Origin of the sequence: Tissierella sp., from assembly GCF_052089545.1 — a bacterium.
Lineage (GTDB): Bacteria > Bacillota > Clostridia > Tissierellales > Tissierellaceae > Tissierella_A.
On record NZ_JBQDAA010000122.1, the window covers coordinates 3,922 to 7,367 of the forward strand.

A 3,446-nucleotide genomic window follows, 5' to 3' on the forward strand; every position below is an offset into this window, starting at 1 on the left:
GGGTTAAAACAAGCTGAATTGATTGAAGTACTAAAGCAAATTAAAGAGAAATTTAATTTTAAGATTATTTTAATGACATATTATGCTGGAGTAGAGAAATACGATTTACTGAGCCATGAAAATCTTTACGACGGATTATTGTGTGTGGATAAGAGTTTAACTAAAAAGGATTTAAATAAACCCATACAACTTTACCCACCTAAAATGGATGGACTAAAGATAAAAGAGAAATTACAAAACAATGAAACATTTGCGTATGTGATTTCTGGTGAAGGTAAAACAGGAAGCTTTGATGATGTCCCTACCGACTATGTAGATACAATAAAGAACATACGTAAATTTTCTGATATACCTGCATTTGTGGGGTTTGGAATTAAAACAAAGGAAGACGCTGAGACCGTCTTTAATAATGATGCTGATGGAGTTATTATAGGTACAGCATTGATGAAAGAATATATAGAAGGTGGTATACCTGGTATAAAAGATTATTTGAAAACATTTAAATAACCATCTAGTTGTAAGTTGAATCTCTAAGATTCAAAATATATTAAAAAAAGTAAGGAAACTCAAACAATTTAGAATTGTTGGTTTCCTTACTTTTTTATTTACTTATATTTTTACAAATATTAATTTGTAATGAGTTTACATGGGCATGAGCTATTAGATAAAAGATAAAAGCTGAGGAAATGTAAAATGTGTTGGAGGTTCACTAGTGAATAGCAATTAGTGTAAAAAATATATTATAGAGCCGGTACTTATAAAATAAGAGTTTTTATAATTACATTATCCAAACTTTGAATATAATTATCTGTCGGTGTGCTTTCTTGTACAGTGAGATTACAATATTTGCCAGAAAAATACTTTTTATACAAATGTTAATTAAGAAAGAACTGGTCGGGAGTCTGCTTCAAAATACTTTTTTTAGAGAGCTGGCATATTTTTTATAGCTAGCTCTCTTTGTATGTTTAAAATAATAACTTATATTTATTTTCCTTCTAGTGCACCAATATTAATCTGTCCGTTTTCAATAAACATTTTCTTTGCACGGTTTGCAATAACTTTAGTCGTTGTAAAATCGTATGTTGATCCAACGCCTGCGCCAACTAATGGAACAGCTTTCCAGAGATTTATAACTCCTTTCGTACCGCCTTTAGTGATAAATCTGAACCCTAATTTTTTATTTATGTTGATAAGTACACGGCCAGGAATTTTCTTTAATACAACGTTCCCCAGTTTGTTGCTAAATTGTACACTAGCCTTTTTAAAAATATCAGCCGATGATTTACCAATCATGCAAGCATAAACAAACGTCTGTACAGTATCTTCATTTAAATCATAACCTCTGATATAGGCGATTGCTGCGATCATTCTCATCTGTACATAAAGTACAGAAGTAACATTTGCAGGCAATGTTACTGCCATAGTGGAAAAACCACCAAAACCCGAGACAAATCCGTTAAGCGTGTTTTTCTTTAACTGATTTGCTACCATTCGATCGATTGCTTCATCAGTGTAACCGTAACGATTAGTATAATCTTCTACTAACTCTTCTAGTGGCTTTGATACTTTTGGAATGCCATTTAAAGACTTGTCATAAATTTGTTCCAGAATTTCATGGCCTTTTGTTTCTTTATTATTCATATGTCCCTCCTTTAAAAAAATGTAGACGATATTTTCATTCTGTTTAACTCTATCATATATTACTTGTTTTTAAATGTATAGGAGAAAAGTCAATTAAGAATCAATCACTTTAAATAATGTTAATTGAGGTAAGTGACAAAAGTTGGATTCCGAGAATATTGTAAAACTGGAACTAAAATGAGTTGAGCCGAAAATATTACTAACTTTTGATTTGCTATCATAAGAACTTTTCAAAAGAACTTTTTTTGTTATAAAAGATGATAGTAATAGGTAAAGTAGAAAGCTAATAAACTCTTTTCTTTAATAGCTTTTTAACTTAAAATAGGTAGGAATAGTAAATAATGTTTATTAGATTAAGACAATAATTTCGCATTGATTTAATTAAGATTGAAAGGAGATAACTAATGGAAGAAAATTATAAAAAGCTGGAGAAGCTGCTTGAAAATATGTCAGATATTGAGGAGCAGTTGAGTCCGTGGATGGATAATAATAATATATTCGAGATTTTGAAAATCTCAAGACAAGAAATAAGACATAGTAACTTCTTAGCTTATTTGTTTAATCCATCAGCTTCTCATAAAATGAATGATGCTTTTCTAAAATCATTTCTTGTTCATTTCTACAAAAGAAATCGATCTATTATCCAAGAACAAACAAAGCTTTCTGTTTTTGATATTTTTTTGGGAGACTATAACGATGCCTTGGTCTACAGAGAGCATTACAACATCGATCTATTTATAGTTTCTGAAAAAAATAAGTTAACTATTTGTTTGGAAAATAAAATTGATGCTTCAGAGTCGAGTCACCAACTAAATAAATACAAAAATTTTGTAGTGAAAAATTATCCAGATTATCAAAATCTATTTATCTTTGTAGATCCTTATGGAACGACTCCTTCAAAAAAAGATTGGGGTAGTGTAACATATACCGCTGTCGTAGAGATACTTTCTAAAATTTTAGATGAATACGAATTAAGTACTAAAGTAAAACTGCTTATTGAGGATTACTGTAGTATGTTAAAAGGGGATATTTTAATGGACGATAAATTACAGAAACTTTGTCAGAAAATATACGTTGAATATCAAGACGCACTTGATTTGATATATGAAGCTAAGCCGGATAGAATATCGACACTTCGAAGCTTTATAATGGAGGCTCTGAATGAATTAGCAGAAGAAGGGGAAATCATTTTTGATGAAAACGAATCCAGTAAACGTCTGTTGCGTTTTCAGTTGAAGGAGTTAAATACAATATTTCCCGATTTTCCTGATCACTTAGTGAGTGGCTGGAATAATCAAAAATCATATTATGTAGAAATTGAATTAAGAGAAAAATCAGTTTATACTCAAATACCTTTCAATTCAGCTAATTCTGAGGAAGTTAGAGATGATGTAGCATTAAAACTTTCAACGTTAAATGAAAAGAGAAAGGGAAAAAATAAAGACAATTGGACTTGGTGGGTTGTTTCAAGGAAGCGTATGACTCTGTTTAGCGGTGAATATATTTCAGAATTATTTAACTATATTCATGATGAAGATAGGATTCAAGTCGTTGCTGAAATAAAAGAAAACATCGAAAAAGAAATCATACGGATACAGAAAAAATTCGATCCTTTAATTCGTGCATAGGTGGGAATGAAGCTAGATCTTAAGCTAATGATTATTTGTGACAATCGGTGAATAAAATAAAAAACTCATTATACAACAAAAGCACGTGCTGATTTCAACTGAATCGGCACGTGCTTTATGTATGATTATTTTCTTTTCTTGCCTTTTTTCTTCTTTGCTTGTTTTTTTAAGTACTTT

At 30.4% G+C, this 3,446-nt stretch carries 3 protein-coding genes; 2 read left to right on the forward strand and 1 reads right to left on the reverse strand.

Going from position 1 to position 3,446, the window contains the following annotated elements:
* Positions 1-507, forward strand: a 507-nt coding sequence (locus ACTHW2_RS08960; RefSeq protein ID WP_442263598.1) for a tryptophan synthase subunit alpha, incomplete at its 5' end; no start/stop codon positions are given.
* 477 nt (positions 508-984) lie between these two features.
* Here ACTHW2_RS08960 and ACTHW2_RS08965 read toward each other — a convergent pair.
* Positions 985-1,701: an EcsC family protein gene (locus ACTHW2_RS08965; protein WP_442263599.1), complete on the reverse strand. Its 717-nt coding sequence runs from the start codon at positions 1,699-1,701 to the stop codon at positions 985-987.
* Between the two features lie 344 nt (positions 1,702-2,045).
* Here ACTHW2_RS08965 and ACTHW2_RS08970 point away from each other — a divergent pair, with 344 nt between their 5' ends.
* Complete coding sequence (locus ACTHW2_RS08970; RefSeq protein ID WP_091634864.1) at positions 2,046-3,269, forward strand: PDDEXK-like family protein; 1,224 nt, start codon at positions 2,046-2,048, stop codon at positions 3,267-3,269.
* Positions 3,270-3,446 lie beyond the last annotated feature (177 nt).

Coding starts and splice junctions, on each gene's coding strand:
- ACTHW2_RS08970 (WP_091634864.1), top strand. CDS start 2,046: ATGGAAGAAAATTATAAAAAGCTGGAGAAGCTGCTTGAAAATATGTCA.